This is a genomic window from Burkholderia sp. MBR-1 (assembly GCF_013822785.1).
Taxonomy (GTDB): domain Bacteria; phylum Pseudomonadota; class Gammaproteobacteria; order Burkholderiales; family Burkholderiaceae; genus Burkholderia; species Burkholderia vietnamiensis.
Window position 1 is genome coordinate 57010 of sequence record NZ_CP053610.1, and the last position, 25360, is coordinate 82369.

The 25360-nt window shown below is 70.3% G+C and carries 23 protein-coding genes; 10 read left to right on the top strand and 13 right to left on the bottom strand.

What is annotated here, in order from left to right:
- The first annotated feature begins 158 nt into the window (after positions 1–158).
- The 4 genes from MBR110_RS15175 to MBR110_RS15190 are packed head-to-tail and all read left to right on the top strand — an operon-like array spanning position 159 to position 4821.
- Complete coding sequence (locus MBR110_RS15175; RefSeq protein ID WP_059735634.1) at positions 159–1352, top strand: ABC transporter substrate-binding protein; 1194 nt, start codon at positions 159–161, stop codon at positions 1350–1352.
- A gap of 45 nt (positions 1353–1397) precedes the next feature.
- Positions 1398–3209: an ABC transporter permease gene (locus tag MBR110_RS15180; protein WP_059735635.1), complete on the top strand. Its 1812-nt coding sequence runs from the start codon at positions 1398–1400 to the stop codon at positions 3207–3209.
- An 11-nt stretch (positions 3210–3220) separates the two neighbouring features.
- Positions 3221–4060, top strand: a complete 840-nt coding sequence (locus tag MBR110_RS15185) for an ABC transporter ATP-binding protein (protein ID WP_011881391.1) — start codon at positions 3221–3223, stop codon at positions 4058–4060.
- Positions 4061–4089: 29 nt separating this feature from the next.
- Positions 4090–4821 carry an ABC transporter ATP-binding protein gene (locus MBR110_RS15190; protein ID WP_011881392.1) on the top strand — a complete coding sequence of 244 codons (732 nt, stop codon included), beginning with the start codon at positions 4090–4092 and terminating at the stop codon, positions 4819–4821.
- A gap of 21 nt (positions 4822–4842) precedes the next feature.
- Here the strand turns inward: MBR110_RS15190 and MBR110_RS15195 are convergent, their stop codons facing one another.
- Together MBR110_RS15195 and MBR110_RS15200 are read right to left on the bottom strand one after the other, a co-directional pair.
- Complete coding sequence (locus MBR110_RS15195; protein WP_011881393.1) at positions 4843–6261, bottom strand: sensor histidine kinase; 1419 nt, start codon at positions 6259–6261, stop codon at positions 4843–4845.
- Positions 6248–6913, bottom strand: coding sequence for a response regulator transcription factor (locus MBR110_RS15200; RefSeq protein ID WP_011881394.1), 666 nt, complete (start codon positions 6911–6913; stop codon positions 6248–6250). Before MBR110_RS15200 ends, MBR110_RS15195 begins: the two co-directional genes overlap by 14 nt.
- 234 nt (positions 6914–7147) lie before the next feature.
- Here MBR110_RS15200 and MBR110_RS15205 point away from each other — a divergent pair, with 234 nt between their 5' ends.
- Entirely contained in the window at positions 7148–8176 is a 1029-nt protein-coding gene (locus MBR110_RS15205) for an ABC transporter substrate-binding protein (RefSeq protein ID WP_059462088.1), read from the top strand.
- An 89-nt stretch (positions 8177–8265) separates the two neighbouring features.
- Positions 8266–9576 carry an MFS transporter gene (locus tag MBR110_RS15210; RefSeq protein WP_014724483.1) on the top strand — a complete coding sequence of 437 codons (1311 nt, stop codon included), beginning with the start codon at positions 8266–8268 and terminating at the stop codon, positions 9574–9576.
- A 37-nt stretch (positions 9577–9613) separates the two neighbouring features.
- Here the strand turns inward: MBR110_RS15210 and MBR110_RS15215 are convergent, their stop codons facing one another.
- On the bottom strand, positions 9614–11413 hold the full coding sequence (locus MBR110_RS15215) for a sensor histidine kinase (RefSeq protein WP_059735639.1): 1800 nt from the start codon (positions 11411–11413) through the stop codon (positions 9614–9616).
- On the bottom strand, positions 11410–12057 hold the full coding sequence (locus MBR110_RS15220; protein ID WP_011881398.1) for a response regulator: 648 nt from the start codon (positions 12055–12057) through the stop codon (positions 11410–11412). Before MBR110_RS15220 ends, MBR110_RS15215 begins: the two co-directional genes overlap by 4 nt.
- Positions 12058–12347: 290 nt before the next feature.
- Between MBR110_RS15220 and MBR110_RS15225 the strand changes: the two genes are divergently transcribed.
- From MBR110_RS15225 to MBR110_RS15235, 3 genes are all read left to right on the top strand, one after another.
- Positions 12348–12800, top strand: a complete 453-nt coding sequence (locus MBR110_RS15225; protein WP_046425990.1) for a hypothetical protein — start codon at positions 12348–12350, stop codon at positions 12798–12800.
- A gap of 96 nt (positions 12801–12896) precedes the next feature.
- On the top strand, positions 12897–14915 hold the full coding sequence (locus MBR110_RS15230) for an LssY C-terminal domain-containing protein (RefSeq protein ID WP_181709391.1): 2019 nt from the start codon (positions 12897–12899) through the stop codon (positions 14913–14915).
- Positions 14916–14959: 44 nt separating this feature from the next.
- Positions 14960–15469 carry a GNAT family N-acetyltransferase gene (locus MBR110_RS15235; RefSeq protein ID WP_011881401.1) on the top strand — a complete coding sequence of 170 codons (510 nt, stop codon included), beginning with the start codon at positions 14960–14962 and terminating at the stop codon, positions 15467–15469.
- 7 nt (positions 15470–15476) lie between these two features.
- On the opposite strand, the gene MBR110_RS15240 is transcribed toward MBR110_RS15235, so the two are convergent.
- On the bottom strand, positions 15477–16430 hold the full coding sequence (locus MBR110_RS15240) for a leucyl aminopeptidase (RefSeq protein WP_175994661.1): 954 nt from the start codon (positions 16428–16430) through the stop codon (positions 15477–15479).
- A gap of 58 nt (positions 16431–16488) precedes the next feature.
- A complete protein-coding gene (locus MBR110_RS32130; RefSeq protein WP_006479692.1) occupies positions 16489–16611 on the bottom strand; it encodes a hypothetical protein in 123 nt (40 codons plus the stop codon).
- A 510-nt stretch (positions 16612–17121) separates the two neighbouring features.
- Between MBR110_RS32130 and MBR110_RS15245 the strand changes: the two genes are divergently transcribed.
- A complete protein-coding gene (locus MBR110_RS15245) occupies positions 17122–18369 on the top strand; it encodes a YbfB/YjiJ family MFS transporter (protein ID WP_181709392.1) in 1248 nt (415 codons plus the stop codon).
- A gap of 82 nt (positions 18370–18451) precedes the next feature.
- Here MBR110_RS15245 and MBR110_RS15250 read toward each other — a convergent pair whose 3' ends face one another.
- Genes MBR110_RS15250 through MBR110_RS15280 form a run of 7 tightly spaced genes read right to left on the bottom strand, consistent with a single transcriptional unit; the run spans position 18452 to position 25270 of the window.
- Positions 18452–19498 carry an ABC transporter substrate-binding protein gene (locus MBR110_RS15250; RefSeq protein ID WP_181709393.1) on the bottom strand — a complete coding sequence of 349 codons (1047 nt, stop codon included), beginning with the start codon at positions 19496–19498 and terminating at the stop codon, positions 18452–18454.
- Positions 19495–20646 carry an NAD(P)/FAD-dependent oxidoreductase gene (locus tag MBR110_RS15255; protein ID WP_181709394.1) on the bottom strand — a complete coding sequence of 384 codons (1152 nt, stop codon included), beginning with the start codon at positions 20644–20646 and terminating at the stop codon, positions 19495–19497. The genes MBR110_RS15250 and MBR110_RS15255 overlap by 4 nt, the downstream gene beginning before the upstream one ends.
- Entirely contained in the window at positions 20639–22066 is a 1428-nt protein-coding gene (locus MBR110_RS15260) for an FAD-dependent oxidoreductase (RefSeq protein ID WP_176322050.1), read from the bottom strand. The genes MBR110_RS15255 and MBR110_RS15260 overlap by 8 nt, the downstream gene beginning before the upstream one ends.
- Entirely contained in the window at positions 22063–22413 is a 351-nt protein-coding gene (locus MBR110_RS15265; RefSeq protein WP_011881408.1) for a (2Fe-2S)-binding protein, read from the bottom strand. The genes MBR110_RS15260 and MBR110_RS15265 overlap by 4 nt, the downstream gene beginning before the upstream one ends.
- A complete protein-coding gene (locus tag MBR110_RS15270) occupies positions 22413–23207 on the bottom strand; it encodes an ABC transporter permease (protein WP_011881409.1) in 795 nt (264 codons plus the stop codon). The genes MBR110_RS15265 and MBR110_RS15270 overlap by 1 nt, the downstream gene beginning before the upstream one ends.
- Positions 23204–24187 (bottom strand): ABC transporter permease, encoded by a 984-nt coding sequence (locus MBR110_RS15275; RefSeq protein ID WP_059889744.1) that lies wholly within the window; start codon positions 24185–24187, stop codon positions 23204–23206. Before MBR110_RS15275 ends, MBR110_RS15270 begins: the two co-directional genes overlap by 4 nt.
- Entirely contained in the window at positions 24188–25270 is a 1083-nt protein-coding gene (locus MBR110_RS15280) for an ABC transporter ATP-binding protein (RefSeq protein ID WP_034194912.1), read from the bottom strand. It lies immediately after the preceding gene.
- Positions 25271–25360: the final 90 nt, after the last annotated feature.

Genomic DNA, 25360 nt, shown 5'->3' on the forward strand with positions numbered 1-25360 from the left:
CACGCGCCGTGCATGTGCGCCGCACGCCGATGCATCGACGCACGCGTTCGGCTTCGCGCCGCGTGCGATATCGATATGCGCAAAACTTCGTTGGAACGCCCTGAGGCAGATGGTTACATGCCGTCACTCTTTTCGATTGGCGGACGGCTGGGGGGCGTATGAAGGTATCGGGCATCGACACACGCGGCGCATGGCGGCGCGCACTGGGCACGGTTGCGGCGCTGGCTGCCGCATGGGGTTTGTCGACGGGCGGCGCGCTCGCCGCGGGCGTATCGGGCGAGCCGCTGGTGATCGGCGTGAGCGGACCGCTCACCGGGCAGGACGCGCAATACGGCGAGCAATGGAAGCGCGGCTTCGATCTCGCGCTCGACGAGATCAACGGCAGCGGCGGCATCCATGGCCGCCCGCTCGCGGTGGATTTCCAGGACAGCCGCAGCGACCCGCGCCAAGCGGTCGCGATCGCGCAGAAGTTCGTCGCCGATCCGCGCGTCGTGATCGAGCTCGGCGACTTCTCCAGCGCGACGTCGATGGCCGCGTCGCCGATCTACCAGCGCGGGCAGCTGATTCAGTTCGGCTTCACGAATTCGCATCCCGATTTCACGAAGGGCGGCGACTACCTGTGGAGCACCGCGCTCAGTCAGGCCGAGGAGCAGCCGCTGCTGGCGCGTTACGCGGTGAAGGAGCTCGGCTTCAAGCGGATTGCGGTGCTGTACCTGAACACCGACTGGGGCCGCACGAGCAAGGACATCTTCGCGAAGGCGGCGGCGGGGCTCGGCGCGCAGGTCGTCGCGGCCGAAGGCTACCAGCCGGCGGAGAAGGACTTCCGCTCGACGCTCGTGCGCATCGGTGCGTCGAAGCCCGATTCGATCGTGCTGATCTCGTATTACGCCGACGGCGCGCAGATCGTGCGTCAGGCGCGTAGCGCGGGCCTCGCGTTGCCGATCGCGGCGGTCGGCTCCGTGTATTCGCCGAAATTCCTCGAACTGGGCGGCACGGCCGTGGAAGGCGTCTATACCGAGTCGAACTTTTTCCCGGCCGAACCGCGTCCGGAAGTGCAGGCGTTCGTGCAGCGCTATCGCGCGAAATATCATGCGGATCCCGATTCGTTCGTGGCGCGCGCGTACGACGCGCTGATCCTGTCGGCCGACGTGCTGCGCCGCTACGGGACCACGCGTGCGGCCGCGCACGACGGCTTCGCGAAGGTGAGCGACGTGCCGAGCGTGATCTTCGGCAAGGTGCGCTTCGACCCGCAGACGCGCCGTGTCGCGGGCGCCCGCACCGTCTATCTCGTGGTGAAGCAGGGGCAGTGGGCGCTGTGGGACGGCGCGAAGCCGCAGCTCGCCGCGCGCTGATCCAGCGCGCGCCCTGACCCGCATGCTTTCGACGGACGTATCGTGATGGCTTCCTGGCTCGACTACACGCTCAACGGTCTCATCGTCGGCAACATCTACGCGTTGCTCGCGGTCGGGCTCGCGTTGATCTTCGGCGTGTCGCATCTGATCAACTTCGCGCACGGCTCGGTCTACATGGTGGGCGCGTTCGTCGGCTGGCTGTGCCTGACGCGCTTCGGCCTGCCGCTGCCCGTCGCGCTCGCGGCGGTGGTCGCGGGCTGCGCGGCGCTCGGCATCGCGATCGAGCGCATCGGACTGCGGCCGTTGCGCCACGCGGCGCGGATCGCGCCGCTGCTCGCGACGATCGGCATCAGTTTCATCCTCGATCAGCTCGCGCAGCTCGTGTTCGGCGCCGATCCGCGCGCCGTGCCGACGCCGTTGCCCGACTGGCACGTGCGGATCGCGGGCGCGACGCTCGGCGCGCTCGACCTGCTGATCGCGGGCATCGGCATCGCGGCGGCCGCACTGCTGTACGGATTCCTGCGCTTCACGCGGCTCGGCTGGGCCGTGCGCGCCACTGCGCAGGACCGCGACGCGGCGCTGCAAATGGGCGTCGACGTCGATCGCGTGAACCAGGCCGTGTTCGCAATCGCATGCGCGCTCGGCGGCGTCAGCGGGCTGCTGGTCGGCATGTACTACAACAGCATCGATCCTGCGATGGGCTTCCAGGCGACGCTCAAGGGCGTGGTCGCGCTGCTGATCGGCGGGCTCGGCAACGTGCCGGGCGCGATTGCGGGCAGCCTGCTGCTCGGTCTCGTCGAAAGCTACGGCGTCGCGCTGTTCGGGACGAGCTATCGCGACCTGTTCGCGTTCGGGCTGCTGATCGTGTTCCTGGTATGGCGGCCGAACGGGCTGTTCAGCGCGAAGCGCGCGCTGCCGCCCGAGCCGATGACCGGCACCTTCCTCGCCGCTGCGAGGCACGTACGCGTGTCGCGCCCGGCCGTCGCGGCGCTGATCGTGCTGGCTGCCGCGCTGCCGTGGCTCGGCGCGTCGCCGTATGTGCTGCAGACACTGACCAACGCGTGGCTGTACGGGCTGCTCGCACTGAGCCTCACGCTGGTGGCCGGCACGGTCGGGCAGATCTCGCTCGGCCATGCGGCGCTGCTCGTGATCGGCGCGTATGCATCGGCGCTGCTGTCGTCGGATCTCGGCTGGTCGCCGGCTGTGACGATCCCGTGTGCGGGCGCGATCACCGCGGCGCTCGGCACGCTGCTCGTCTATCCGGCATTCCGCTTGCGCGGCCACTACGTGTCGATCGCGACGCTCGGCATCGGCGAAGTGGTGAGCCTCGTGATCCTGAACTGGGACGGCCTCACGCGCGGCCCGCTCGGCATCACCGGCATCGCGCCGCTGCCGTGGGCGAGCACCGCGCGCGCCGCGTACTGGTTCGCACTCGCGGTGCTCGTCGTGCTGGCGCTGCTGCAGGTGCGGCTGCTGCGCTCGCATCTCGGCCGTACGCTGCGCGCGGTGCGCGAGGACGACGTCGCCGCACGCGCGCACGGCATCGCGCCGAATCGCTACAAGGCGATCGCATTCGCGGTCGGCGGCGTGGCGGCCGGCGTGAGCGGCGGAATCGCCGCGCATCTGTACAGCTATATCAATCACCAGACCTTCGATTCGCAGGTCTCGATCCTTGCGTTGACGATGGTGATCCTCGGCGGGCTCGGCAACGTGCTTGGCGGTATCGTCGGCGCGGTTGCGCTGATCGGGCTGCCCGAGCTGTTCCGCTGGGCGGCCGACTATCGGATGCTGATCTACGGCGTCGTGCTGGTGCTGCTCGTCCGGTTCCGGCCGCAGGGCCTGCTCGGCACCGTGTAAGGAGAAATGCGATGACCACTCGTCGACCGTTGCTCGACGTGCGCGGATTGACACGCCGCTTCGACGGCGTGACCGCGCTCGACGCCGCGAGCCTGACGCTCGCCGACGGCGAATTGCTGAGCGTGATCGGCCCGAACGGCGCGGGCAAGTCGACGCTGTTCAACCTGATCGCGGGCGCGGACCGTCCCGACGCCGGCCGCGTGACGTTCGACGGGAGCGACATCACCGGCGTCGCACCGGAGCGGCTCGCGGCGCTCGGCATCGCGCGCACGTTTCAGCACGGCCGCGTGTTCGGCAACCTGAGCGTGCTCGACAACGTATTGATCGGCGCCCATGCGCGGCTGCGGGCGGCGCGACGCGGCTGGCCGGTGCTCGGCGCGGCGGCCGAGGTATGGCGCGCGCTGGTGCGGCCCGCGTCGGTGCGGCGCGAGGAAGCCGCGTTGCGCGCCGAAGCGCGCGACATCGTCGCGCGATTCGGCGAGCGGCTCGCGCCGCGCATCGATCACCCGGCGCATAGCCTGTCGTATGCGAACCGCCGACGCGTCGAGATCGGCCGCGCGCTCGCGCTGCACCCGCGCCTGCTGCTGCTCGACGAGCCGACCGCCGGGATGAACGAGACCGAGACCGCCGAGATGCTGCAACTGATCCAGTCGCTGAAGGCGGGCGGCCTGACGATCCTGCTGATCGAACACAAGCTCGAGCTCGTGATGCGCGTATCCGATCGCGTGATGGTGCTCGACAACGGCGTGAAGATCGCCGAAGGCGCGCCGCGCGACGTGCGGCACGATCCGCGCGTGATCGAGGCCTATCTCGGGCGCCGCCATGCGGACGCCGCGCGCGCGGCGGCATGAGCCCACCATTTTCTGGAGCTGACCTCGCGATGACCGACACGCTGCTGAAACTGGAGCACCTCGACACGTTCTACGGACCGGTGCAGGTGCATTTCGACGTGAGCTTCGAGGTCGGCCGCGGGCAGATCGTCAGCCTGCTCGGCGGCAACGCGAGCGGCAAGTCGACGACGATGAAGCTGATTCTCGGGCTGATGCGGCCGCGGCGCGGCGTCGTGCGCTTCGACGGCGACGACGTGACGTCGCTCGCGACGCCGCAGCGCGTCCGGCGCGGGATCGCGGCGGTGCCCGAGGCGCGGCGGCTGTTCGGCGACATGAGCGTGCGCGAGAACCTGTTGATGGGCGCGTACACGCGTGGCGACCGCGCGGCGGTCGCCGACGATTACGCGCGCGTGCTCGACCTGTTTCCGCGCGTGAAGGAGCGGCTCGCGCAGCGTGCGGGCACGCTGTCGGGCGGCGAGCAGCAGATGCTCGCGATGGCGCGTGCGCTGATGGCGCGGCCGAAACTGATCTGCATGGACGAGCCGACGATGGGCTTGTCGCCGCTCTACGTCGACAAGGTGCTCGAACTCATCGATGCGATCAACCGGCAGGGCGTGACGGTGTTCATGGTCGAGCAGAACGCGAGCCTCGCGCTGGAGATCGCGCACTACGGATACGTGTTGCAGACGGGGCGCGTCGCGCTCGAAGGGCCGGCGAGGGCGCTGCTCGACGACGAACGCGTGCGCGATGCGTATCTCGGCGGGGATGCCGTGACGGCCTGACGGCGGCAGTATGCTGCGTGCTCACGCTCCCCGCCCACTCCCCACCGCCCGTGGAAACGTCAACACGACCGCAAACCCGCCCGCGTCGGGAAACGCGAACCCGACGCGCCCGCCGTGCGCCTTCATCACCTCCTGCACGATCGCGAGCCCGAGCCCCGAGCCCGTGCGGCGCTCGCTGCCGTCCGCCGCGATCCGCACGAACGGCTGCAACGCCGCGTCCCAATGCTCGCGCGCGATCCCGCGGCCGTTGTCGGTGACGGTGAGCGTGACGCCATCCTCTGCATTCCCCGCCGTCGCGACCGACACGACGATATCGTCCGCATGTCCGTGCAGCAGCGCGTTGTGCAGCACGTTCGACAACGCCTCCTGCAGGCTGATCGCATCACCGTCGATCCACGCTTGCGGTGCATCGCTCGCGAACGCAACGGCCACGTCGCGCGCGCCGGCGAGCGGAATCGCGCGGCCGAGCACGTCCTTCGCGAGCGCGACGAGCTCGACCGGTTGCAGCGGGACGGCCTCGGTGCGGTGGATCACCATCGCGTGATTGAGCAACTGCCCGGTGAGACGTCCGACATCGGCGCAGGTCGCGCGCAACGCATCGAGCCGCGCCGCATGCCGGGCCGGATCGTGTTCGCCGTCGAGCAGCTCGATCTGCGCGTCGAGCCGCGCGAGCGGCGTGCGCATCTGGTGCGCTGCATCGGCGATGAAGCGCTGCATCGCGTTGATCCGCTCGGCCAGCCTTCGCATCAGCCCGTTGATCGAGCCGATGATCGCGTCGATCTCGCTCGGCGTGTCGACGGCCACCGGCCGCAGGTCGGCCGGGTCGCGCGCGGCGATGATCGCGCCGATCTGCGCGAGCGGGCGCAGGCCGCGCCGGATCGCGAGCCCGCTTGCGCCGATCGCGAGCACGCTCATCAACACGATCAGCGTCCACACCTTGATGCTCATGTCGTTGGTCAGCTGCTGCCGCGCGTTCGTTGTCTGCGCAACGGTGACGATCGCCCAGCCCGGCGTGCTCTCCTCGGGCATGTAGCGCGCGATGGTCGCGGTGCGCACGCGATGCCCCTGGTACACGGCGTCCGCGAACGCCGGCCCCTGCTTCGCGGCGGCCGCTGTCGCGGGGCTCGCGAGATCGCCGTAGCCGGCCACGACGACGCCGCGCGAATCGACGACCTTGTAGTAGACGAGGTCGTAGCGCGACAGCGTCGACAGCGCGGCGACCGGCGGGTTCAGCGCGAGCACGCCGCCTTGCACGTAGAGGTTTTCCGCGACCTGGATCGACGCGCCTGCAAGCAGCTGGTCGTACGCGCGCTCCGCCGCGACGCCCGCGTAGTAGCGCGCGATCGCGGCGAGCGCGAGCGCGCCGGTCGCGACGACGAGCGCGATCAGCAGCAGCGTGCGGCCGAACAGCGTCTTCGGAAACCAGTCAGTGCGCGGCAATCTGATACCCCATCCCGCGCGCGGTGCGGATCTCGACCGAGCTGCCGTGCAGCTTCCTGCGCACGCGCGTCACGTACTGCTCGACCGCGTTCGCGCTCGGCTCGTTGCCGAAGCTGAACAACTGATTCAGCAGCTCGTCCTTCGAGAAGATTCGCTGCGGGCGGCTCGCGAGAATCTCGAGCAGTGCGAACTCCTGGCGCGACAGCGACAGCGGCTGGCCGTCGAGCTCCGCGAGCCGGCTGCTGCGGTCGATCACGAGGCCGCCGAGCGTCAGCACGTCGTTCGCATGACCGCTGTTGCGGCGCAGCAGCGCCTGCACGCGCGCATCGAGCTCGCGGTAGTCGAACGGCTTCACGAGGTAGTCGTCGGCGCCGAGGCCGAGGCCGCTCACGCGGTCGTCGATCGCCGAGCGCGCGGTGACGAGCAGCACCGGCGTCGTGCTGCCCGCCGCACGCAGGTTGCGCAGCACGGCGAAGCCGTCGAGGCCGGGAAGGTTCGCATCGAGCACGACGAGATCGAAGCGCTCGACGCGCAGCAGGCTGTTGGCGGTCGCGCCGTCGGTTTCGTGGTCGACCGCATGGCCGAGCCGCGTGAGCCGCGCGCGGATCGCCGCGCCGATTTCGGCATCGTCCTCGACGACGAGAATGCGCATGGTGCCGTTCGCAATGAAGGGTTACGGGTTTCCCCGGGGGCGGGATCTCAGCATTTTCTCAGACTCGCCCGATAACCTGTGTTCAGCCGAAACGAGCGAAGACGGCATTAATACCAGAGGAGACGGCAACATGCAGCATCTGACGCGCACCGCGAGCGCGCGGCCCCATGCGCGACGCAGCGCAGCGCACGCCGGCCGGTCCGCGTGCGATCTCCGTTGCACGCGGAGCTGCGCGTGACGACGTCGCCGCGCCGACGTGCGCTCGTCGCCGCAGGCGCGGGCCTCGCGCTCGGCCTGCTGGCCGCACCGCCGCTCGCGCGTGCGAAGCCGCGTACGGTACGGATCTCGAAAGGATATGGCGTGCTGTATCTGCCGCTGCTCGTGATGGAGAAGCAGCGGCTGTTCGAGCGTCACGCGGCGCGGCATGGGCTGCGCGACGTCGTCCTCGACTGGGTGCTGCTCGACGGCGGCAACTCCGTGAACGACGCGATGATGGCCGGCACGCTCGATTTCGCGGCGGCCGGCGCGCCGGGCTTCATCGAGCTGTGGGCGCGCGCACGCGGGATTCCGAACGTCGAGGTGATCGGCATCAGCGGCCTGTCGACGACGTCGCTGTCGCTGAATGCGAACCGGCCGGGCCTCGTCGCACTGCGCGACTTCACGCCGTCCGACCGGATCGCGGTGCCCGGCATTCGCACGTCGCTGTCGGCGGTGGTGCTGCAGATGGTCGCGAGCCGGCAGCTCGGCGCGCGCCATTTCGCGCAGCTCGATTCGATCACCGTGAACCTGCCGCACCCGCAGGCGATGCAGGCGCTGATCCGCCGCGACGGCGGCATCACCGCGCACTTCACGTCGCCGCCGTTCTCGACGCTCGAGCTGCGGCAGCCGGGCATTCATCGCGTCGTGAATTCGGTCGACGTGCTCGGGCCGCTGACGCTCGACGTCGTGTTCGCGCCGAAGCGGCTCGTCGATACGGAGCCCGCGCTGGCGATGGCGTTTCTCGGCGCGCTCGACGACGCGAACCGGCTGATCGCGCAGGACCCGCGCGCGGCGGCCGCGCTGTATGCGGCGTCGTCGGGCGTCGGCGTGTCGCACGACGACGTGCTGCAGATGCTGGCCGCGCCCGACACGCGTTTCTCGGTGCGGCCGAACCAGCTGATGGACTACGTCGACTTCCTGTACCTCGCCGGCACGATCAAGGCGAAGCCCCGCGCGTGGCACGAGATGTTCGCGCCGATGCTCGACGCATACCGGCCGAGCTGAGCACCGATTCAACCGATACCACCGAATAGCCGGGCGCGCGCGTCGCGCCGGTTCAACCGATCAGCAACCGATTTACGGAGGAGCCCGTAGTGAATGCCACCGATACCCTGGACCCCGCGTCCGCCGAAGAACAGCGCATCATGTCGAAGATCGCGCGGCGCCTGCTGCCGATCCTCGTCGTGATGTTCCTGATCGCATTCATCGACCGGCAGAACGTCGGCTTCGCGAAGCTGCAGATGGTGCACAGCCTCGGGATGACCGAAGCCGCGTTCGGCCTCGCGTCGTCGCTGTTCTTCATCGGCTACCTGCTGTTCGAAGTGCCGAGCACGCTCGCGCTGCATCGCTACGGCGCGCGCGTATGGCTCGCGCGGATCATGCTGACGTGGGGGCTCATCACCGTGCTGATGGGCTTCACCACGTCGATGCCGGCGTTCTGCTCGCTGCGCTTCCTGCTCGGCATCGCCGAGGCCGGCTTCTATCCGGGCGTCATCTACTACCTGACGCTGTGGTTCCCGCAGAGCTACCGCGCGAAGGTGCTCGGCATCTTCACGCTCGGCAGCGCGCTCGCGAACATGCTGGGCTCGCTGGTCGGCGGCGTGCTGCTCGGCCTGAACGGCGTGTGGGGGCTCGCGGGCTGGCAGTGGGTGTTCGTGGCGACCGGCGTGCCGGCCGTGCTCGTCGCGATCGTCGTGTTCCGCGTGCTGCCCGCATCGTTCCGCGAGGCGCCGTTCCTCGACGAACGCGAGAAGCAGATCGTCGCCGCCGCGCTCGAACGCGAGAAGCCGGCGCAGGCCGTCCATGCGAAGCCGTGGGCTGCGCTGCTCGATCCGCGCGTGATGCTGTTCGCGGCCACCTACATGCTGATGTCGACGTCGCTGTACGGCGTCACGTACTGGCTGCCGACGCTGGTGAAATCGTTCGGCGTGTCGAGCAGCACGAACGGTCTGCTGAGCATGCTGCCGTGGGCGCTCGCGGTCGTGCTGCTGGTGTGGCTGCCGTCGAAGCTGCGCCGCGCGAAGAGCATCCTGCGCACCATCGCGATCGTCGCCGCGCTCGGCGCACTCGGCTTCCTGATGAGCCTCGTGCTGCCGTCCACACCGTTGCGCTTCATCGCGCTCGTGCTCGGCGGTGCGTGCATTCCGCTGCTGTATCCGTGCTTCTGGTCGATGCCGCCGCGCTACTTCACCGGCGCGCGCGCAGCGGCGAGCGTCGCGGCGATCAACTCGATCGGCAACCTCGGCGGCTTCTTCAGCCAGAACCTGATGCCGTTCGCGGGCAAGGTCACGGGCACCGCGTTCGGGCCGATGATCGTGCCGATCGTGTGCCTCGCCTTGCTCGGGATCGGCGCGCTGATCGCGTGGGCGCGCTCCGAGCGCACGATGGTCGCCGCGCAGGCGTGATGCGCCACGCCGCGCGCGCCGGCGTGCTCCTCGCCGGTCATTCCTGTGTGCGCGCGGCGTGGCGTGCGTCGTACGCGATCGCGACATGCGCGGCCGCCACCGGAACCTCCACCTCGACCGTCGTGCCTTCGCCGAGCGTCGTGTCGATGCGCAGCGTGCCGCCGACGAGGTAGGCGCGCTCGCGCAGGCCCACCAGCCCGAACGAGGCGGACTTGCGCGGCGCGCCCGGATCGAAGCCGGCGCCGTCGTCGCGAATCGTCAGCACGAGCGTCTCGTCGCGATACGCGAGCGCCACGCTCGCGCTCGACGCGGCCGCATGCCGCGCGACGTTCGCGAGCGCTTCCTGCGCGATGCGGAACACGGCGGTCGCATACGGCTCGTCGAGCTGCAATTCGCCGGGCTCGACGCGCAGCGTGCAAGCGACCCCATGACGGCGCTGGAAATCTTCGACGAGCCATTGCATCGCGGCCGCGAACCCGAGGTCGTCGAGCATCAGCGGGCGCAGGTCGGACGCGATGCGGCGCGTCGCGGTGACCGCGCCGCGCGCGAGCGCGTGCATCGCGCCGATCTTGCGGGCCAGGGTCGCGTCTTCCTGCGGCACGTGATCGAGCAGCCATTCGAGGTCGTTCTTCAGCGTCGCGAGCGTCTGCGCGAGTTCGTCGTGCAGCTCGCGCGCGATGCGGCGCTGTTCGGCCTCGCGCGCGCTCGCACTCATCGCCGCGATTTCCCGCAACTCCTCGCGCGACGCCTGCAGCGCCCGCTCCGCGCGCACGCGCTCCTCGACCTCGCGCCGCAGGTCGCGGTTCGACGCGCTCAACTGCGCGGTGCGCGCCGCGACACGCTGCTCGAGCCGTTCGTTCGCGTCGTTGAGCTGCGCGCTCTTCTGCACGACCAGCAGGTGCTGATAGCGCGCGCCGGCGAGCGCGTGCACCGTCTGCGCATGAAGCCGGCCGTTCTCGAACAGCAGCGCGAACAGCACGACGGCCGACGCGACGAGGCCGTAGGTGCGCCCCGCGTAGAAGCCGAGGTCGAAGCGCCCGTGGTTCAGCATCGACGACAACGCGATGTCGAACAGCCACGCGACCAGCACGATCATCAGCCACAGATCGAGCACCGAGTGACGGCGCCGCTGCCGCCACAGCAGCACGAGCGCCGCGAGGTTCAACCCCCAGACGACCGCGATCGCGTTCGTCATCGTCGCGGTCATCCGGTTGCCGTCCATGATGCGCGGCAGCAAATCGTGGCCGGCGGTCGCGAGCAACGCGAGCGCGGCGGTCGCGCCGGCGGTCAGCGCGATGCACAGCAGCACGGGAACCGCCGCGCGGCGCCGCTGCAGCGATGGGCTGCGCGTACGCGAGGCCGCGCGCAGCAGCGCGTATACGCCGAGCGCCAACGGAAAGCCGCCGTGCCAGAACAGATACAGCCATGCGGTGGTCTGCTCGCCGGCGCCGAGCAGGCCGGTCGGCGTGAACAGCCCCGGAAAGGTCAGCATGTGCGTGCCGGCCATGAAGCCCGTGAACAGGTAGCCGCCGGCGAGCGCGAGCAGCGATTTCTCGCGCAGGATCGCGAACTGGCCGAGCAGCAGCCCGGCCGTCACGATGTCGCTGACGACGATCGCCGACTGGTACACCGGAATGAAGCCCCATACCCGCGGCAGCTGCATGCGCGCGAACGGCGCGAGCGCGACGAAGATCGCGACCGACACGAGCACCGTCGCGAGCGCGAGCCGCCGCTCGCGCCGGCCCGGCGGCAGCGACGACATGAACATGTGCGACGGCTGTGGCGCGTCGTCGTCGGCGGCGGCGGCCGGCTCGCGCATGCGGAACGCGGCCATCATGCGTCGCCCACGCCGAGATCGAGCTCGTGGCGCACCGCATAGCGCACCAGCGCGGCCTCGTGCGGCAGATCCATCTTCTCCAGGATGCGGGTCTTGTAGGTGCTGACCGTCTTCGCGCTCAGCGCCAGCTCCGAGGCGATCCGCGTGACCGTCTGACCGGCTACGATGCGACGCATCACGTCGAGCTCGCGAGCGGACAGCCGTTCGTGCGGCAGCAGGTCGGCCGGCGTACGCAGCGTGCGCGCGAGGCTCTCGGCGGCCGACGGGCTGACGTACACGCCGCCCGCCGCGACCTTGCCGACGGCTTCCACCAGCGCGGTGCTCGCGCTGTCCTTGGTCAGGTAGCCGGTCGCGCCGGCCTTGAACGCGCGGGCGGCGTATTGCGTCTCCGCGTGCATCGTCAGCACCAGCAGCCGCAGCGACGGCGCGCGTTTCTTCAGCAGCCGGATCAGGTCGATGCCGGTCGGTCCCGGCATCGACAGATCGAGCAGCAGCACGTCGGCGGCGTGCCGTTCGGCGAGCGCCAGCGTGGCGTCGCCGTCGCTCGCCTCGCCGACGATGTCGAAGCCGCCGGCCGTCTCCAGGATGTGACGCAGCCCGTCGCGCATCACTGCATGATCGTCAGCCAGAATTACCCTGATCATCGAGCGGTTCTCTCCCGGATGGCGCCGCGTGGCCGCGGCTGTTCGTCCAACAATATATTCCGCCGCAGCGGCAAACGGTGTGCCCGATGTATCTTTTTGAGACACTTGAGCGGGGAATGCATATTGCAGCGAAACGATCGCCGCGTACAGGTGCAGGCGGCAGCGCCAGACGGGGCGGGCGTTTCCGCGTGGTCGTCGGCCGCCGGTCGATGCCGCGGACCGCGGGCCGGCCTGTTTAAGAGATAAACTGGTGAGCGATTGGAATGCGTCCCGCCGAAGGAATCCCGACGATGGTCGATCTCGTCCACATCCTGCCGTCCGTGCTGCCCGACGCCGTCGCGTGGGCCGGTGCGCAGGCCGCGCAGGGGCTTGCGCACGGCGCGCCGCTGACGCGCGCGCAGCACGCCGATGCGCGCGCCGTCGGCGTCGCGCAGCCGGAGCTCATCCGCGTCGTGATCGCGGATCGGCTGCCGTTTCCCGATACGCCGACGCTGGGCGCGATCGCCCACGACTCCGGGCTGCTCGCGCCGGAGACGATCGGCCTCACGCTCGGCCACGCGGTCTTCGTGCTGCGCGGCCACGACACGCGGCGTTTGCTCACCCATGAGTTTCGTCATGTCCATCAGTACGAGGAAGCCGGGTCGATCGGCGCGTTTCTCGCGCGCTATCTGCACGAAATCGCGACCGTCGGTTACCACGACGCGCCGCTCGAGGCGGACGCGCGGCAGCACGAGTTCGACTGACGCTGCCCACGGGCGCGCACGCGCATCGACGAAGCCGCGCGCCGCCGCGATGCGCCCGCTGCCGGCGCGGCGCACAGTGATGCCCGGCGGCCCGCGATGAGCGACGCGATCCACGGCTGGCTGGCCGCGATCGGCGCGCATCCGCTGCTCGTGCTGGCGGTGGTGTTCGTCGTCGCCGGTGCCGAATCGATCGCGCTGATCGGCACGATCGTGCCGGCCGGCGCCGTGATGTTCGCGGCCGGCACGCTGGTCGGCGCGGGCGCGCTCGACGCCTGGACGACGCTCGGCGTCGCGGCGGTCGGCGCGATCGTCGGCGACGGCGTCAGCTACGAGGTCGGCCGCCGCTACCGCGGCGCGATTCGCAACGGCTGGGTGCGCTTCGGCTACGCGAACGCCTATGCGCGCGGCGAGCAGTTCGTGTTGCGCCACGGCATGAAGAGCATCGTCCTCGCGCGCTTCCTCGCGCCGGTGCGCGCGGTCGTGCCGGTCGTGGTCGGATGCGCGACGCTGCCGCGACGCGCGTTCTATCCGGTCAACATCGTCTCGGCGCTGATCTGGGCGCCGGTGCACGTCGCGCCCGGCATCCTGTTCGGTGCGTCGGCCGCGCTGGCCGCCGCGATCAGCGTGCGGGTCGCGGCGATCCTGCTGGTGGTGGCCGCGCTCGTCGCGCTCGTATGGATCGGCGTGCGCCTCACGCTGCGGCGCGGCTGGCCGTTGCTGCGCCGCATAGCCGCCGCGGGCATGCACGCGTGCGCGCGGCGCTGGCCGCGCTTCGGCACGCGGCTGCACGCGGCGATCGAAGCGCTTCGGCGGCTGCCGGGCGCCGTGCCGGTGCTCGCGCTGCTGTTCGTCGGCTGCGTGTGGCTGTTCGGCGACGTCGTGCGCGACGTCGTCGCGAACGATCCGCTCACGCATGCCGACATTGCGCTGTACTCATTTCTGCAGAACCTGCGCACGCCGCCCGTCGATGCGGCGATGCGCGCGCTGGCCGTGCTGCATGGACGCGATACGGGGCTGATCGTCGCCGCTGCGTTTCTCGTCTGGCTGATGATCCACCGCTGCTGGCTGACGTCGGCGTGGTGGGCGGCGACGGTCGGCGTCGCGGTCGTGCTCGCGCCGGCGTTCGGCGCCGGCGCGCTCGGCACGACGCCCGCGAGCCTGCCGCCCGGCACGTTGCACGTGCCGCTGCCCGACGCCGACGCGGCGTTCGCGATCGTCGCGAGCAGCGGCATCGGCTGGCTGCTCGCGCGCGACCGGCCCGCGCTGTGGCGCGTGCCGGTCGTCACGGCCGTCGTGCTGTGGATCGTACTGGGCGGCTTCGCGCGGCTGTATGTGGGCGACACCTGGCTGTCGGGGCTGATCGGCGGCTGGAGCCTCGGGCTCGCCTGGTTCGCGGTGCTGGCCGCCACCTACGCATACTGGCAGGTGCGCGAGCACGTGCAGCCGCGCGGCGCGCTGGTCGCGCTGGTGGTCGTCACGGCGACGGCCGGCGTGTGGACCGTGCCCGCGCAGTGGGCGCTCGATCGCGCGGCGCGTCCGCATGTGGGCGACGTCGTCGCGATGACGGTCGACCAGTGGCTGCGCGGCGGCTGGCAGCGCGTGCCGGTGCGACGCACCGAGATCGGCGGCGATCGCGAGGAGTATCTGCCGCTGCAATGGTGCGCGACGTCGGATACGCTCGATCGCCATCTGTCGCTGGCCGGCTGGCAACGCGCGACGCCGTGGTCGCCCGCGAGCGCACTGCGCTGGCTCCTGCCGCAGGCGCAGGCCGACGCGTTGCCGGTGCTGCCGCGCTACACGCACGGCGAGAGCACGCGGCGCGAGTTCGTGCGCGTCGATCCCGCGCGGCCGGACAGCCGTCTCGTGCTGCGGCTGTGGCGTTATCCGTACGTGTTGCAGGACGCGCTCGGCACGCGGCCGCTGTGGTACGGCGCGCTGTATCGCGAGACGCTGCATCGGCCCGCGCGGCTGATGACGATCGTGCGCACGACGACGGTCGACGATGCGGCCGCGATTGCGCAGGCACTCGACGTCGAGCCGAGGCTCGAACGCCCGCCGGCGGACATGCACGCGGCGCCGGCGACGGTGGTGCTCGTGTGGATGGTGCAGCCTTGATGCGCGCGCCACTCCGCTCCCATCTTTCAACCGCAAGGACCCCAATGATCACGCTTCGCCCGATGACCGAAGACGACTTCGCGCGTTTCTGGCCCACCTACCGCGCGGTCGTCGCCGCGCAGGAAACCTACGCGCTCGATCCCGCGCCGACGCTCGAAGCCGCGCGCACGCTGTGGCTCGATGCGCCGCTCTGCACCTGGGTGGCCGAACAGGATGGCGAGCTGCTCGGCTCGTACTTCCTGAAGGCGAACGCGGCCGGCCCCGGCAGCCACGTGTGCAACTGCGGCTACATGGTCAGCGAGGCCGCGCGCGGCCGCGGGCTCGCGCGCGCGATGTGCGAGCACTCGCAGCAGGTGGCGCGCGAGCGCGGCTTTCTCGCGATGCAGTTCAATTCGGTGGTCGCGACGAACGACGTGGCCGTCGCGTTGTGGCAGAAGCTCGGCTTCGAGATCGTCGGGCGCCTGCCGCGCGCGTATCGGCATGCGCGGCTCGGCTTCGTCGACTGCTTCGTGATGTTCAAGTGGCTCGGCGACGCAGCCGCCGCCGAAGCCTGACGCGCGCTCAGACGGCGAACGCGCCGTCGAACACGATCCGCTCGTCGAACGCGAGCGTGCCGCGCGCGAAGATCAGGTCGAGATGATGACTGCCGTTCGCGCCGCCGCCCAGACCGAGATGCAGGCCCGGGTGGCGTTCCTCGAAGCCGGCGTTGCGGCCGTACAGCGCGCGGATGCCGAGGTTCGTGCCGATCCCGAACTCCTCGATGCGCCGGTGATTGTCGTGGCGCTCGAGATAGGCGGCGAAGTCGCGCCGGAAGCCCGCATCGTCGCTGTCGAAACCGTCGATCAGGCTGTCGCGCACGTGCAGCGTCGCGAGCCGCTCGGCCACGCGGTATTTGATCGCGAACGGCACGGTGCCGAGGAACGTGCCGCTGAACACGATCGAGCCGTTGAGGTCGGTGACGTGCGTCGCGATCTCGCCGGGCACGACGTCGAGGTTGCCCATGCCGTCGACGCTCGTCCATTTCTGGTCCGCGGCGAGCGAACCGCTGAGCCGGTTGCCGGCCTCGTCGATGAAATGGATCTGCGACGCGCGCGCGGCCGCTTCGATCAGCCGCGCGTTGCGCGCGGCGATGTCGTCGAGCGATTCGGCGAACGCCTCGTCGAGATGCGGGCCGTAATCCTTGAACAGCACCGACTTGTTCCAGTGCTCGACGATCGCGGGACGGATCGCCGCAAGAAACGGCGGGCCGCTCGGCGACGGCGTGGGCAGGCATGAGGAGTCGTACAGCAGCACGAACAGATCGGCCTGCGTGAGCGCGGCGGCGATGTCGTCGGGTGCGGTGTTTTCGAGGCTGAGAGTGGTCGCGTCGAGCGAGTCGGGCAGGGCGGAAAACGCGCGCAACGCGGTGTCGCGATTGCGGGTGTCGTAGCCGACCAGCAGTTTGCCCATCTCGCCGCGTGCGAGCTTGTCGCGCAGCGCCGGATGAAAACCCAGCGCGCGATGCAGGTTCAGCATGCGTGTCTCCGGAAGCGGCGGAAGGGCCGCAGCCCTTCCGCGGGAACGGGCGGGCCGCTCAGACCGGCCAGAGCGCGGTGCCGAACGGCACCACCGCATCCTCGACCATCATGTCGACGGCCTCGGGGTGCGTGTCTTCCTGCATCCAGTCAAGCAATTCGATCTGCTGGGTTTCCTGCATGTCAATTCTCCTGTGGTGAACAGCGATTCAACATGAAAGCACGGTAAGGGTATTACCGCCGCCCACCCGGTATTTCCTGAATGCCGGGCGAGTGGCGTCGATATTAGTCTGAGGATTTATCGAATGCAATGCATTGCTGCGTTTTTAGTCGTTCGTTGATAAACACGCGGAATTCGCACCTGTCGGCGTGATCCGGGGCCGGATGACGCCGAATCGATTCAAACGCGCGCGGCGATTTTTTTCGGAATATCGGCGATGGGAGCAATTCAGCCTGGAATTGTATTTTTTATAATTTCAATGGGTGTGTAGCGGTTTCGTTTTTTGAATTGGCTATTCCCGCATGCCGCGCACGACCGGCCGCGCTCGCGCGCCGGCGGTTGCCGATGCCGCACCGGGCACGCGCGGCGCCGCCGGTTTTCTGGCACCATCTGACGGCTTCTTCACGCGCGGTCACGGCCGCGCGCACGGCCGGTCAGGCTGGACGATTCGAACCATCATGGAGACACCGCGATGCGCGCAGCGCCGCCACCGCAGCATGCCGCCCGCGCACGGGCGGGCGCCGGCACGGCCGAAGCCGACCGGATGGCCGCATGGCGGCTCGCGGTCCGGCTGTCGCTCGGCAGCGCGATCGCGCTGGGGCTCGCGCGCTTTTCGTATGCACTGCTGTTGCCGCCGATGAAGGCCGATCTCGGCTGGTCGTTCGCCGAGGCCGGCGCGCTCAATACGGCCAACGCGGCCGGCTATCTGCTCGGCGCGCTCGTCTTTCCGTTGCTGTCGCGGCGCTGGCGCGCGGGTACGCTGCTCACCGCCGGCTGCGTGCTCACCGTATCGCTGATGGCCGCTTGCGGGCTGGTGTCGGGCACCGACGCGCTGCTCGCCGCGCGCGTCGCGACGGGCATCGGCAGCGCGCTGATCTTCATCAGCGGCGGCGTGCTGGCCGCGCGGCTCGCATCCGCGTCGCCACGCGACGCGGGGCTGCTGCTCGGCCTGTACTACGGCGGTACCGGCTGGGGGATCGTCGCGTCGTCGCTGCTCGTGCCCGCGACGCTCGTGCATCGCGCGCACGGCTGGCAGCCGGCCTGGTTCGCGCTCGCACTCGCTTGCGTGCTGTTCTCGGCGGCGGCCGTGTCGGCCGCGCGCCGCATCGAGCACGCGCACGCGGCAGCCGCCGTGCGACGCGACGCCGCCGCGCCGGCCGCGATCGCCGGCCCCGCGCGCTTCGCGTTCGCGCTCGCGGGCTACGGGCTGTTCGGCGTCGGCTACATCGGCTACATGACGTTCATCGTCGCGCTGCTGCGCGGCGCCGGGATGAGCGGGACGGTGGTGGCCGCGTTCTACGTGATGCTCGGCGTCGCGACCGTCGTGTCGGCACGGCTATGGTCGACGCTGCTCGACCGGATGCGCGGCGGCCAGGCGCTCGCGGTGCTCAATGCGTTGCTCGGCGTGGCGACGCTGATGCCCGCGCTGTTCGTTCATCCGGCAGCCGCGTTCGCGTCGGGCGTGTTGTTCGGCGCGACGTTCCTGTCGGCGGTCGCGTCGACGACCGCGTTCGTGCGTCACAACCTGCCGCCGCAAGGCTGGGCGAAGGGTATCAGCGCGTTCACCACGGTCTTCGCGTTCGGACAGATCGCCGGGCCGGTCGCGATCGGCTGGGTGTCGGACAGCGCGGGCCTCGCGCGCGGGCTCGTCTATTCGGCGCTGACGCTGTTCGCGGCGGCTGGGCTGGCGGCGGCGCAGCGGGCGTTGCCGCGCCGCTGATCGCCGGCGTGCGGCCGGCGCGCACCGCGTCCGCGGAGGATGGCCGCGGCGTCGGCGATGGCGCACCCCCAACCCTCGACACTCACCGCTCGATCTGCCGATTCCAGCGCGTATCCCACTGCGCGCGATGCGCGTTGATCGCGGTCCAGTCGACCACCGTCACCTTGTGCAGCAGATCGTCGACGTTGCCGAGGCTCTGCTGCATCGCGGCGGGCATCTTCGCGAGCCGGTTGGTCGGGATCTGCCTGCCGGCCTCGGCCGCCTTCGTCTGCGCGGGGGCCGACAGCAGGAACTGCGCGAGCTTCTGCGCGAGTTGCGGGTCCGGGTTGTTCGCCACCACGCACAGGTCGACCAGCAGCAGCACCGGCCCTTCCTTCGGGTTCGCATAGGCGACCGGAATGCCTTTGTCCTGGAGATCGCCGACACCGGTCGGGGTCAGCGGGAACAGGCCGGCTTCGCCGGTCTGCACCATCTCGGAGATCTTCGCCGAGTTCGGAATGTACTCGACGACGTTCGGCCCGACCGTGCTCGCCCACTTGCTGAAGCCCGGCTCGACGTTCTGCTCGCTGCCGCCGAGCAGCCGGTTGATCGCGAGGAATCCGTGCAGCCCGAAGGTGCTGCTCGATGCGGACTGGAACACGACCTTGCCCTTGTATTTCGGATCGGCGAAATCGAGCCACGACGTCGGCGGCGCCAAGCCCTTTTCCGCGAACAGTTTCCGGTTGTACGCGATGCCCGTCATGCCGAGCTGCACGCCCGCGCCGACGTCGTCCTTCATCCGCGCGAACGGATACAGCTCCTTGAGCACCGGCGAATCGTCGAGCTTCTGGCACACGCCGAGGCTCACCGCGCGCGCCATCACGCCGTCGTCGAGGAACGCGACGTGGATCTGCGGCTTGTTGCGATTCGCAAGCAGCTTCGCGAGCACGTCCGACGACGTGCCGGGCACGACGACGACCTTCACGTTGTTCGCCTTCTCGAACTCGGGCAGCACCTGGCTCGTATAGGCCTTCTCCATCGGGCCGCCGTTCATGCCGACGTAGATCGTCCTGGTTTGCGCGGACGCGGGCGCGACGGCGCACGCGATGCAGAGGGCGGCCGCCGCCGCGATCGTTGCGGGCAGTTTCATCGTTGGGTCTCCTGTTGACGGATAGGGGCGCTCGGCGCGGCTTCGCGGAAGAAGCGGCCGATCGAGAATGCACTGAGCGGCGTGGCGGTTTCGCCGGCCGTGACGAGGTCGGCGAGCACTTCGCCGACGCCCGGCGCGAGCAGGAAGCCCCCGCCGGAAAAGCCGAACGCATGCAGCAGCTTCGGTGTCGTACGGCTCGCGCCGATGACGGGGTTGTGGTCCGGCGTGCAGCCTTCGACGCCGCTCCACGTGCGGATCAGCAGCGCGTCGCGCAGCGCGGGCAGCAGCGCGCACGCGTCGCGCATCACCGCGCGCGTCGTGTCGACCGACGGCTGGCCGAACTCGCCGTCGCCGCGGCCGCGTCCGCCGCCGATCACGCAGTTGCCGCGCGCGACCTGCCGCGCGTATACGCCGCCGCCGTACACGCCCAGGTTGTGCGTGATGAACGGCGGCAGCGGCTCGGTCACCCACATGTTCGGGTAGATCGGCTCCATCGGCACCGCCTCGCCGAAGCGTTCGGCGATCGTGTTCGCCCACGCGCCGGCCGAGTTGATCAGCCACGTCGCGACGCATGTGCGCGCGCCCGCATGGATGTGAAACTGCGTGCCGTCGTGTCGCACGTCGTCGACGGGCGCGTGTTCGAACACGTCGGCGCCGGCCGCGCGCGCCGCGCGCGCGAACGCGGGCGACACGATGCGCGGGTTCGCGTGCCCGTCGGTCGCGCACAGCGAGCCGCCGAGCGCCGCGCTGCCGAGCCACGGGTAGCGGCGGCGGAACGCCGCGCCGCGCATCACCTGCAGCGGCAGGCCGTGCTCGCCGGCGAGCGTCGCGTATGCATCGAGCGCGTCGAGATCGGCGTCGCTGCGCGCGAGCCGCAAGTGGCCGGACACGACGAACTCGCCGTCGCTGCCGATCAGCTCGGGCAGCCGATCCCAGATGCGCCGCGCGCGCAGCGCGAGCGGCAGCTGTTCGGCCGGGCGGCCCTGGCAGCGCACGCCGCCGTAGTTGACGCCGCTCGCCTGCGCGCCGCAATCGCGGCGCTCGAACAGCGCGACGCGCAGCCCGCGCCGCGTCAGCGCGAGCGCCGTCGACGCGCCCACCAGCCCGCCGCCGACGATCGCGACATCGTAACGGCTGCGCTCATTCATCGCGCGCCTCGTCGGGAATCGTCGCGACGTCGTCGCCCGCGAGCGCGGCCGCGATCGGAAACGGCTTCACCGGCGGTTGCGCGCGCAACCGTCCGACCTCCGCCAGCGGGCGGCCGGTTTCGGCGGCGAGCACGCGCGCGGCCGCGTCCGCGCACATGCGGCCCTGGCAGCGGCCCATCCCGGCACGCGTCAGCGCCTTCAGCCGGTTCAGTTCGGTTGCTGCGCCGTCGCGAACACAGCGGCGCAGCGTGCCCGCATCGATCTCCTCGCAGCGGCACACGATCGTGTCGTCGGGGCAGCGTGCGGCGAGCTCGGGCGGCGGCGCGAACGCCGCCTCGAGGCCCGCGCGGAACGCACCGAGCCGCGCCAGCGTGCGCTCGAGCGCGGCCGCGCCGGGCTTGCCGGAGGGCGAGCCCGGCGCGAAGCCGGCATCGTCGAGCAGTGCGAGCGCCGCGCGCCGGCCCGATGCTTCGGCCGCGTCGGCGCCCGCGATGCCCGCGCCGTCGCCGGCGACGTAGACGCCGCGCATCGACGTGCGGCCGGCCGCGTCGCGCTCCGGCAGCCACGTGCCGCTCAGCGGATCGAAGCGGAACCGGCATCCGGCGAGATCGGCGAGCTGCGTTTCGGGGCGAAGCCCGAAGCCGAGGCCGAGCGCATCGCAGTCGAGCATGTGCGCGTCGCCGTCGGCCGCGCGCCACGCGAGCCCGCGCACGTGCTGGTCGCCGAGCACGCGCTCGAGCGTCACGCCGGTTTCCACCGCAACGCCGTGCGCGCGCAGCCAGCCGATGTAATACAGCCCCTTCGCGAAGGTCGTCGGCATCCGCAACAGCGCGGCGGCGGCGGCCGTCTGCTGACGCAGCGGGCTCGTATCGAGCACGGCCGCGACCTGCGCGCCGGCTTTCGCATATTGATAGGCGACCAGATACAGCAACGGCCCGGTGCCGGCGAACACGACGCGGCGGCCGATCGCGCAGCCCTGCGCCTTCAGCGCGACCTGCGCGCCGCCGAGCGTGTAGACGCCCGCGAGCGTCCATCCGGGCACCGGCAGCATGCGGTCGGTCGCGCCGCTCGCAACGATCAGGCGCGAAAACGGCACCGTCACTTCGCGGCCGTCCTGCAGCGTGTCGATACGGCCCGTGCCGCACGCCCACGCGAGCGTGTTCGGCCGGTAGTCGACGTGCGGCAGCAGCGCGGCCATGGTGCGGTGCACGGCGTCGGCCTTCGCGGCGTCGAAGCCGTACAGCGTGCGCTTGCCGCGCGTGAACGCGTGCCCGGCCGGCGGCTGCCGATAGATCTGCCCGCCCCAACGTGCGTTCTCGTCGATCACGACGGGGCGCAGCCCCGCGTCGACCAGCGCCTCGGCCGCGCGCACGCCCGCCGGCCCCGCGCCGACGATCACCGGCTGCAGCGCGGCCGTCACGACGCGGCTCCGGTCGCGGCCGGCTGCACGGCTGTCGTCACGAGGCGCATGCCTTCGGCGATCGGCGTGGAGCACGCGCGCAGCCGTGCGCCGGCTTCGGTGCGCACCCAGCAGTCCTGGCATGCGCCGATCAGGCAGAAGCCCGCGCGCGGCTGGCCGCTGAATTCGCTCACGCGCACGCGACGCTGCGCGACGAGGATGGCGGTGAGCACGGTGTCGCCGGCGAGCGCCTGCGCGGCGCGGCCGTCGAGCGTGAACCCGACCGCCGTGCGTCCGTGTTCGGCGACGCGCACGAACTGCGCGCCGTCGTCGGCGATATCGGTGGAGCGGGAAGCGGAAGTCGTCATCAATGTTGGCCGATCAGGATGCGGTTCAGGCCGTACACGCGATCGAGCAGCAGCATCGCGCCGGCGGTGATGAAAATGACGAGCGCCGACACCGACGCCATCATCGGGTCGATCGATTCGGTCGCGTACATGTACATGCGCACCGGCAGCGTGACCGTCTGCGGCGACGTGACGAAGATCGACATCGTCAGCTCGTCGAAGCTGTTGATGAAAGCGAGCAGCCAGCCGCCGGTGATGCCCGGCACGATCATCGGCAGCGTGATGCGGCGGAAGATCGTCCACGGGTCGGCGCCGAGCGAGCACGCGGCCTGTTCGATGCTGCGGTCGAGCCCCGCGACGGACGCGAGCACGAGCCGCATCACGAACGGCGTGATGACGATCGTGTGCGCGAGCACGAGCCACGCGAACGAGCCGGTCGCGCCGATCAGCGCGAACAGGCGCAGCAGCGCGATGCCGAGCACGAGGCCGGGAATCACCAGCGGCGACAGCAGCAGGCCGTTCACGAACGCGCGGCCGGGGAACGTCGCGCGCCCGATCGCGAGGCCGGCCGGCAGGCCGAGCGCGAGCGACAGCGTCGCCGACGCGAACGCGAGCTTCACGCTGTTGGCGAACGCCGTGATGAAGTCCGGATAGTCGAGGATCGCGCGGAACCAGCGCAGCGACAGTCCGTGCGTCGGCAGCGTCAGCGTTTCGTCGGGCGTGAACGCGACCAGCACGACGATCGCGAGCGGCGCGAGCACGAACAGGATCACGAGCGTGTGGAACGCCAGCGCGACAGGGCCGTTGTTTCTCATCGGGAAGCGCCTCCGAGGCTGCGCGCGTAGCGGCGTTCGAGCACGCGGTAGTAGGTGAGCATCACGACGAGGTTCGCGACCAGCAGCAGCACGGCGATGGTCGCGCCGAGCGGCCAGTTCAGCGAGCCGAGGAATTCGTCGTAGACGGCGGTGGCCGCGACCTTCAGCCGCCGTCCGCCGAGCAGGCCGGGAATCGCGAACGCGCTCGCCGACAGCCCGAACACCATCAGGCTGCCCGACAGCACGCCGGGCATCAGCTGCGGCACCACGATGCGCCGCAGCGTCGTGAACGGCGATGCGCCGAGCGACAGCGCCGCGTGCTCGGTTTGCGGATCGAGCCGTTGCAGGGCCGTCCACACGGGAATCACCATGAACGGCAGCATCACGTGGACGAGCGCGATCACGATCGCGAACGTCGTGTACTCGAGCTTGTACGGCCCGAGCCCGACGAGCGCGAGCGCCTGGTTCGCGAGGCCGCCCGTGTTGAGCAGCATGCTCCAGCCGAATGCGCGCACGACCACCGAGACGAGCAGCGGCGCGAGGATGACGAGCAGGAACAGCGAACGCCACGGGTCGCGCATCTTCGACAGCACGTACGCTTCCGGCGTGCCGATCGCGACGCAGATCGCGGTGGTCAGCGCGGCGATGCCGAAGGTGCGCGCGAAGATCGCGTGGAAGTACGACGAGCCGAGCACCTCCGCGTAGTGACCGAACTGGAACGCGGCGCTCGGGCCGGTGGCCGGATCGAAGCGGTAGAACGTGAGCGCGAAGGTCATCGCGAGCGGCGCGAGCACGAGCGCCGCGAACAGCGCGAACGCCGGCGCGCACATCAGCCACAGCGGCGCATGGGCGCGCCACGTCGCGCGCGGCGGACGCGGGGCGGCCGCGCGTGCCGGCGGCGTAGCGGCGCTCGTATTGGTGCTCGTGCTCGTGCCGCGTTGCGCGGGATCGGCAGGCAGCGGGCGGGCAGGCTGTGCCATTCATGCCTCCCCGCGCATCACGCGCACCGCGTCGCTGTGCCAGTCGACGCCGACCGGCGCGCCTTCCTCGAGTGGCTCCGCGCCTTCGTTCTGGCAGCACACGAGCACTTCGCCGAGTGCGCTGTCCACGCGGTACAGCCACTGGCTGCCGAGGAAGAAGCGGCTCGTGACGGTCGCGGCGAAGCGGCCCGCGCCCGGCGCGCACAGCCGCAGCTTCTCGGGGCGGATGCATACCGACACGGCGTCGCCGACGCGCACGTCGCGCTCGTGCATCGGCAGATGCGCGGTGCGGCCCGTCTCGGCGAGATCGTGGCCGAGGTCGATGCGAATCGCATCGCCGTCGTGCGCGACGACCGTGCCGGGCAACAGGTTCGCCTTGCCGATGAACTGCGACACGAAGCGGTTCTCCGGGCGTTCGTACGCGCGGTACGGCGTGTCGGTCTGCGTGATGCGGCCGGCTTCCATCACGACCACGCGGTCGCTGATCGACAGCGCCTCGGACTGATCGTGCGTGACCATGATCGTCGTCGTGCCGATCTTGCGCTGGATCGCGCGCAGTTCGAACTGCATGTCCTCGCGCAGCTTCGCGTCGAGGTTCGACATCGGCTCGTCGAGCAGCAGCACCGGCGGCTCGATCACCACCGCGCGCGCGATCGCGACGCGCTGCCGCTGCCCGCCGGACAGCTCGCGCGGAAAACGCTGCGCGAGCGCATCGAGTCGCACCAGCGACAGCGCCGCGCGGATGCGCTCCGCGCGCTCGGCCTTGTCGACGCCGCGCATGTCGAGGCCGAAGCCCACGTTCTGCTCGACGCTCATGTGCGGAAACAGCGCATAGCTCTGGAACACGATGCCGAGGCCGCGGCGATTCGGCTTCATGTGCGTGATGTCCTGCCCGTCGAGCGCGATGCGCCCGCGCGTCACGTCGACGAAACCGGCGATCATCTGCAGCGTCGTGGTTTTGCCGCAGCCCGACGGCCCGAGCAGCGACACGAACTCGCCTTGCTCGACCGACAGGTTGACGTCCGCGACGGCGGTGAGCTCGCCGTACGTTTTCGTCAGATCCGTAAGCGTGAGAAACGACATGGGAGGCTCCGGTTCGCACACCGGAGCGCCGGTGCGTCATTGACGCGGACTCTAGCCAGCCATATTTCGGCGCGTCAATTTCGAATTCTG